Raw genomic sequence first — 6,097 nt, 5'->3', positions numbered from 1 at the left:
CCGCCCAGTCTTCCACCTTGATCACCCTCCAGAGTGACTGAAGGGGGTCAGCATTCGCCCGTCGTCAGGGGGTCACGGTTCGCGCGTCGTCAACAGTGCAGGCGATCCTTGTGCTGCAGCTCGTGGAAGAAGGCCGCTACTCAGGATGAAATGGCTCTTATTGTGTCGGTGGGCGCTGCGAGCATGACGGGATGATCGCGACTCCTGACGACTACTCCTGGTTCTCCCGTGAGCGCTTCCCCGAGTTCGCGGATGCCTACTGCTTCACCTACGTCCGCGGCCTGACGCTTGAGGAAGTGGTGACCCGGCTCGGCGTCCGGGTTGAAGACTGCTCTCGCGTGACGCTTGATGAGCTGATCCGGTGGCAAACCTTCGGTGCCGTCGCCGTTGGAGACTGGGTGCTCCTCGTCGAGGCCTGCAGCGGGCTCGGCGTCACCGAAGAAATCATCATGCCGCTGTCGGCGGGCACCCGTCTCGTCTCCCACTTCTACCTCGACGTCGATGACATGGACTACTTCTACTGGATCGACGACGGGAAGATCCGGTTCGAGTTCGCGCACGACGAAGGCTATTCCCACCGGATCGAAGACGGGAGGATCCAGTTCATGTTCAGGCCTCACGAAAGCTACTCAGAGGAGATGCCGGACGAACTCGCAGAGATCCTGGAGCGGATCGACTCCCCCGTCTACTCGATCGCCGCCCCCCACAAAGGGCCGGCGTTCCTCCTGGCCGAGCGCCTCACCGGGATCACGATGACGCCGCAACTGCTGGAGGAGTCCACCTATCTGTGCGGAGTCGTTCCCGGATCGAGGTGAGCAGGATCCATCGTCTGCAGCTCCCGCGGGTTGGCAGGCGGACGGTGGATCACTTCGCTGCACGCTCCTGCAGGTTTCACGAGGGCACTGTTCTCCGCGGGCCTGCCGCACCAGGCCATCAGGATGAAAAAGCCTCAGAGGAATGGCAGGTCCCCGGTGACGGGTCATTCGCTGGTGCGTTCGCCTACCGGGCCGGAGTACCCGAGTTGCGAGGTCTCTGCCGGGACCACGATGTCGGCGATCTCGACCGGCCGCCCGTCGGCGAGGTAGGTCCTCTGGATCGTCAGCACGATGGACCCTGGCGAGATGCCGAGGCGTTTGGCCTCTCCTGGAAGAGCGGCGCGTGCGCTGACATCCTCAACCCAGTCATCGACGATCACGCCGATCTCGGCCATCCGGTGCGTCACCCCGTGGCCGGCCAGCGGTCCGTCCTCCGGCATCGCCACGATCGTGCCTCTGGTCAGTTGCAGCGGCTCGTAGGAATCCGACAGCATCCAGACCTGACCGCCAGCCCGGAAGACGTACCGGGTGTGCATGACGTCATCGTGGTCATCCTCGGGCTCGTCGAGAGCGAGTCGGGCACGTACTTCCGGCGACGCGCGCACCGTGGCGGACTCGTAGTCCCAGCTTCCGGCCATCGCCTGCTCAAGCATGCTCGCGGCGAACGGTGAGCCGGCCTTCCGCTCTCGGTGCCAGGAGCGAGGAATCCTCCGTACCGGTGGCCGCTCCCTCACGAAGGTCCCCGCGCCAGGGCGGGAGATGACATGCCCTTCCTGGGCCAGCTGGCGGATTGCTTCACGGAGCTGCTGGGGGCACGGACGGAGGAACTGCGGGCACTCACCTGGCCGCACGTCGACCTCGACGGCACCCCGCCGTCCATCATGGTCTGGCGCTCGGTCCGGGAGGGCGGCGACACCAAGACCCGCAAGTCCCGGCGCACACTGGCCATGCCGAGGCGGTGTGTCGACGCCCTCAAGCTCCACCGCGAGCGCCAGGACGTGGCCCGCAAGGCGGCGGGAACGAGTTGGCAGGACAACGACCTCGTCTTCGCCTCCAAGGTCGGCACCGAACTCGACTCCCACAACGTCCGCCGCTCGTTCCGGGCCGTGCTCAAGAAGGCCGGCCTGAACGAGGAGGAGTGGACACCCCGCGAGATGCGGCACAGCTTCGTCTCGCTGCTGTCCGACTCCGGCATCCCGCTGGAGAACATCTCCCGCCTGGTCGGCCATCGCAACACCTCGGTGACGGAGACCGTCTACCGCAAGCAGCTCCGCCCGATGCTCCTAGAAGGGGCCGAAGCGATGGACAAGCTCTTTCCCGATCTCTAGCTCAGCACTCCGACGTAGGCCCATGCCCGGCGAGAGCGTCCGCCTCGCCGGGTTGTCGCTTTCTGACGCTGCATCAGGCAACCTTCGTCTTGTTGCGAGATGCCATCCGGCCGCGTAGAGGGCAACGTCGTGGCGGATCGGCGGTCGACGAGCAAGCCCTCTAGGGCGCGTATCGAGTTGTGATCAATCTGCGGGATTCGCCCTTGTTGCGGGGCCCGATCCGGTAGGTCGTCTTGTGCGACGAGGGTCCAACTGACGGACGAGGAGTGGGAGTTCATTCGTGGAGTCCTCCTCGGCCGACGGCTCCCTTCGGGTAGTGGCGGCGCAGGTTGGCGGCGAGGACGCGGTCGAGCGTGCGGTCGGACAGCATCCGGGCCAGGCGGGTGATCAGGGCGGCATCCCGGCCGGCGGTGTAGCGGGTGCGCGGTCTGTGGGTCGTCACCGCCTTCGCGATGACCCGGGCGGCGGCGTCAGCGGTCAGGCCCGATGCAGTGCCCGAGGCCATCAACTTGTTATTCGCCTGGACCAGGCTGCCGTAGCGCTCGTCCTGGTCCGGCGTCATCCGGGCGGCCAGGTGGTTCGCCGTCGCGATCCCGCGGGCGGCCATCTCCGTGTGGACGCCGCCAGGCTCAACCACGACCACCTGTACGCCCAGCGGCGCGACCTCCCGGCGGAGCGAGTCGCTGACCGCCTCCAGGGCGAACTTCGCGCCGGCGTACGCACCGTATGTGGCCATGGCGATCTTGCCGCCGACCGAGCTGATGTTGATCACGCGACCCTTGCTGCGCAGCAGCGCGGGTAGGAGCGCCTGAGTGACGGCGATGTGGCCGAACAGGTTGACTTCGAACACCCGCCGCCACTCCGCCATCGGCAGGGCTTCGACCGGGGCGTTCACCTGGACGCCGGCGTTGTTGACGAGCGCGTGCAGCGCGCGCGGGTCGCCGGCGACCCGCGCGGCGAGTGCCTCCACCTGCTCGGACTTGGTGATGTCGAGGATGACCGGCTCGATGCCGGTCGATCGGATGGCGTCGGCGTCACGGTCGCGTCGCACGCCGGCCAGGACATGGAATCCCTGGCGAGCCAGTTCGCGGGCGGCTGACGCGCCCATGCCTGTGGAGGCTCCGGTTACGACGATCAGCTTCTGGGGCTCAGATGACGTTGTCACCTTGGCTACGCTACCCGCACAGATGACACTGTCAACTGTAAGATCGAGGCCATGGTCACTCGTGCGGAATCCGCCGCCCTCACCCGCCGCGCTCTGCTCGACGCGGCCGCCGACCTCCTCGACCTCGGCGGCCCCGAAGCGGTCACCTTGCGCGAGGTGGGCGCGCGGGCAGGCGTGACGCGGGGAGCGCCGTACCGGCACTTCACGGGCAAGGACAGCCTGCTGACCGCCGTCGCGACCGAGAGCTGGGAACGGATCGCCGACCAGGTCCACGCCCTGCGGACCGATCCGGCCCTGTCGGTCTCCGACAAGCTGCGCGGCGCTCTCCGCACCCTCATCGGCGTCGGCCGGGACCAGCCGCACCTGTACCAGATGTTGTTCAGGCGTCGCGGACACCGTCCTGAAGAACTTGGTGAAAGACTCGATCGCGTCCGGCGTCAGCTGTGCACACCGGCGGGCGACCCGGCCGCAGACCGCGTCCGCACGGCCGGACGCTTCCAGGACGAGTTCCTGGCCATCGTCGCCGACCTCGTCGGGGAGCGGAACGCACGGCACTACGGCGCCCTGCTGCTCAGCAGCGCCCACGGCATCGCGGACATGGAGCTCAGCGGCCACCTCAGCACAGACAAATTGCGCACCACCTCCGACGAGCTCGTCGACACCCTCGTCCGCATGGTCACGAACGCCAGCACAAACTTCGACTGAAAGCTGCCCCTGCTCGGACGATCGAGGGGCGGGCAGACCAGCTAGGTCCACCTCGCCGCCGACCGCAAGTGCCGCCCACTGGCGTTCGTCCTGACCGCTGGGCAGGCCGCGGACAGTCCGCAGTTCATCTCCGTGCTCAAGAAGATACGGGTGCGGGGCCCCGTCGGCCGTCCCCGCGTCCGGCCCCGCGCGGTCGCCGGGACAAGGCCTACTCGTCTCGCGGCAACCGTGCCTACCTGCGGAAACGCCACATTCAGGCTGTCATCCCGGAGAAGAGGGACCAGGTCGCCAGCCGGAAGAAGAAGGGCAGCAAGGGCGGCTGGCCCGTCAGCCACGACGTCGACCTCTACAAGGAGCGGAACACCGTCGAGCGTCTGATCAACAAGCTGAAGGCCTGGCGAGGCATCGCCACCCGCTATGACAAGACCCCCGAGAGCTACCTCGCCAGCCTCTACCTTCGCGCCGCGATGATTTGGATCAAAGACCTCACCCGGACCGTCTCTTGATCACAACTGAATACGCGCTCTAGTCGCGCTTGGGCCAGATCGGGCCCTGGTCGGTCCAGATGACGCCCTTGTTGCGGCACAGGCAGAAGGGGTGGCCGATCGGGTCGGTGTAGATCCGCCAGCCGTAGCCGTCGTGGCCGATGAAGTCCTGCTGCAGCGTCGCGCCGAGATCGAGGACACGGCGCTGCTCGGACTCGATCTCGTCCACTTCGAAGTCGAGGTGGAACTGCTTGGGGTGCTCGCTGTCGGGCCACTGCGGAGCGCGGTAGTCGTCCACCCGGATGAAGGCCAGCTCGACCTCGCCGAACTTGATGCCGGCCCAGTTCTCGTGGCTGCCTTCCTTGATCGCGCGGCCCGTCACCTCAGAGTAGAAGGCCGCCAGCTTCATCGTGTCCGGGCAGTCGATGATGAAATCGGTGAGTCGCAGCATTTCGCAATCTTGTCACAAGATATCCGATATAGGAGCCTTAGTCCGGGTTCCCATCGGTGTAGTGGAAGTGCTCCTGCTGCGCGGTCGTGAAGCGCCCGACGAACGAGGGGGTCTGCTGATGGGCGGCGCGGGGCTGGAAGTGGTCATGCTCGATCGCCCAGTCGTAGACACCCGTGTCGAGGGGGTACTCCGTGAGCATCCCCGTCAGCTTGCCGGTCTTGATCCACGACTCTGCGCGCTCTCGCGTCCGGAACACGCCTGACGGCCACTGAGCACCCTCACCCAGGAAGACCCACACGGTCACGGGACTGGAATCGCTCACCGCTGAGACACCTCGTCACTGAACTCTGCGAAACCCGGAGAGGCACGGCCTCGGTGGATGGACCGTAGTCACTCAGTTGGTCACTCAGCAACGCAGAAGGCCGCTCCCGATCTCTCGGAAACGGCCTCTGACCTGGTGGGATGTTCACGAGTAGGGGTGACCTGGGGCGGAACCGGGGCCTACAAGATCGCTTCCCGAAATGAAGATGATCGTTTCCCAGACGATATCGCGGTCACGGCTGAGCTCGCACAGAAGATCCGGGAGGCTATCTCGAGGGCTGGCCGGAAGTGTTCTTAACAGTAGTGCTGCGCCCTTGTCGTGAACTCGGCGGTGGAAAGCAGCACATCAACTCCATCAGGGTATTGCTCATCTTGGTCCTGAAGGAGTATGCGTCCCGTCGTCAGTTTCTTCTTGGACGCGGATGTGAACGTGACGCGGAGCGTTCCCCCATGCGTCTTGGCGTTGTACGCGCGGGTAACGTACTTGTGACCTTGCTGGAAGTTCAGGTTGCCCTCAACTAGAGACCAGTCCGGTGGGATCTTCTCCAGGTCCAGGAGGACTGGCGATCCAGATAATTTCGGCGTTCTCCTCCCGAACGCGGCCCCAGCCCCAAAGTGGGCCGGTCCGCGCAGGTCATCGGACTTCCGAGAAGATCGTGTTCTCGGAAGCGGAGACTGCCACAACTTCCGAGAACATGCACGGCTGAGAGGCGAAACCCCAGCTCGGCACTTCCGAGAACAGGACCGCGTCGCTAGTTGGCGGCTGAGGACACGTTCGGGAGGAGGAAGCCGACTCGGCGCGCGCCCGGCCTGCGGTGCACGGGCCG

Annotated in this window: 6 protein-coding genes and 2 pseudogenes; 4 read left to right on the top strand and 4 right to left on the bottom strand. The window is 65.7% G+C overall.

What is annotated here, in order from left to right; genetic code table 11:
* Window positions 1–191 precede the first annotated feature (191 nt).
* Window positions 192–815 carry a DUF6461 domain-containing protein gene (locus tag ABT061_RS47450; RefSeq protein WP_350930295.1) on the top strand — a complete coding sequence of 208 codons (624 nt, stop codon included), beginning with the start codon at window positions 192–194 and terminating at the stop codon, window positions 813–815.
* 164 nt (window positions 816–979) lie between these two features.
* Here the strand turns inward: ABT061_RS47450 and ABT061_RS47445 are convergent, their stop codons facing one another.
* Window positions 980–1,468: a UTRA domain-containing protein gene (locus ABT061_RS47445; RefSeq protein ID WP_350930294.1), complete on the bottom strand. Its 489-nt coding sequence runs from the start codon at window positions 1,466–1,468 to the stop codon at window positions 980–982.
* Between the two features lie 111 nt (window positions 1,469–1,579).
* On the opposite strand from ABT061_RS47445, the gene ABT061_RS47440 reads away from it, so the two are divergent.
* Window positions 1,580–2,143, top strand: coding sequence for a site-specific integrase (locus tag ABT061_RS47440; RefSeq protein WP_350930293.1), 564 nt, complete (start codon window positions 1,580–1,582; stop codon window positions 2,141–2,143).
* A gap of 274 nt (window positions 2,144–2,417) precedes the next feature.
* On the opposite strand, the gene ABT061_RS47435 is transcribed toward ABT061_RS47440, so the two are convergent.
* A complete protein-coding gene (locus ABT061_RS47435) occupies window positions 2,418–3,308 on the bottom strand; it encodes an SDR family oxidoreductase (RefSeq protein WP_350930292.1) in 891 nt (296 codons plus the stop codon).
* Between the two features lie 51 nt (window positions 3,309–3,359).
* Between ABT061_RS47435 and ABT061_RS47430 the strand changes: the two are divergent.
* Together ABT061_RS47430 and ABT061_RS47425 are read left to right on the top strand one after the other, a co-directional pair.
* A pseudogene (locus tag ABT061_RS47430) lies at window positions 3,360–3,923 on the top strand (TetR/AcrR family transcriptional regulator); the annotation flags it as partial.
* Window positions 3,875–4,519: pseudogene (locus ABT061_RS47425) on the top strand (IS5 family transposase); the annotation flags it as partial. The pseudogenes ABT061_RS47430 and ABT061_RS47425, both read left to right, overlap by 49 nt.
* Window positions 4,520–4,538: 19 nt before the next feature.
* On the opposite strand, the gene ABT061_RS47420 reads toward ABT061_RS47425, so the two are convergent.
* Both ABT061_RS47420 and ABT061_RS47415 read right to left on the bottom strand, forming a co-directional pair.
* A complete protein-coding gene (locus ABT061_RS47420; RefSeq protein WP_350930290.1) occupies window positions 4,539–4,949 on the bottom strand; it encodes a VOC family protein in 411 nt (136 codons plus the stop codon).
* Window positions 4,950–4,986: 37 nt separating this feature from the next.
* Window positions 4,987–5,271 (bottom strand): DUF7710 domain-containing protein, encoded by a 285-nt coding sequence (locus ABT061_RS47415; protein ID WP_350930289.1) that lies wholly within the window; start codon window positions 5,269–5,271, stop codon window positions 4,987–4,989.
* Window positions 5,272–6,097: the final 826 nt, after the last annotated feature.

Origin of the sequence: Streptosporangium sp. NPDC002544 (assembly GCF_040295965.1) — a bacterium.
Taxonomy (GTDB): Bacteria; Actinomycetota; Actinomycetes; order Streptosporangiales; family Streptosporangiaceae; genus Streptosporangium.
This window is presented reverse-complemented; position numbering and strand designations above follow the sequence as displayed.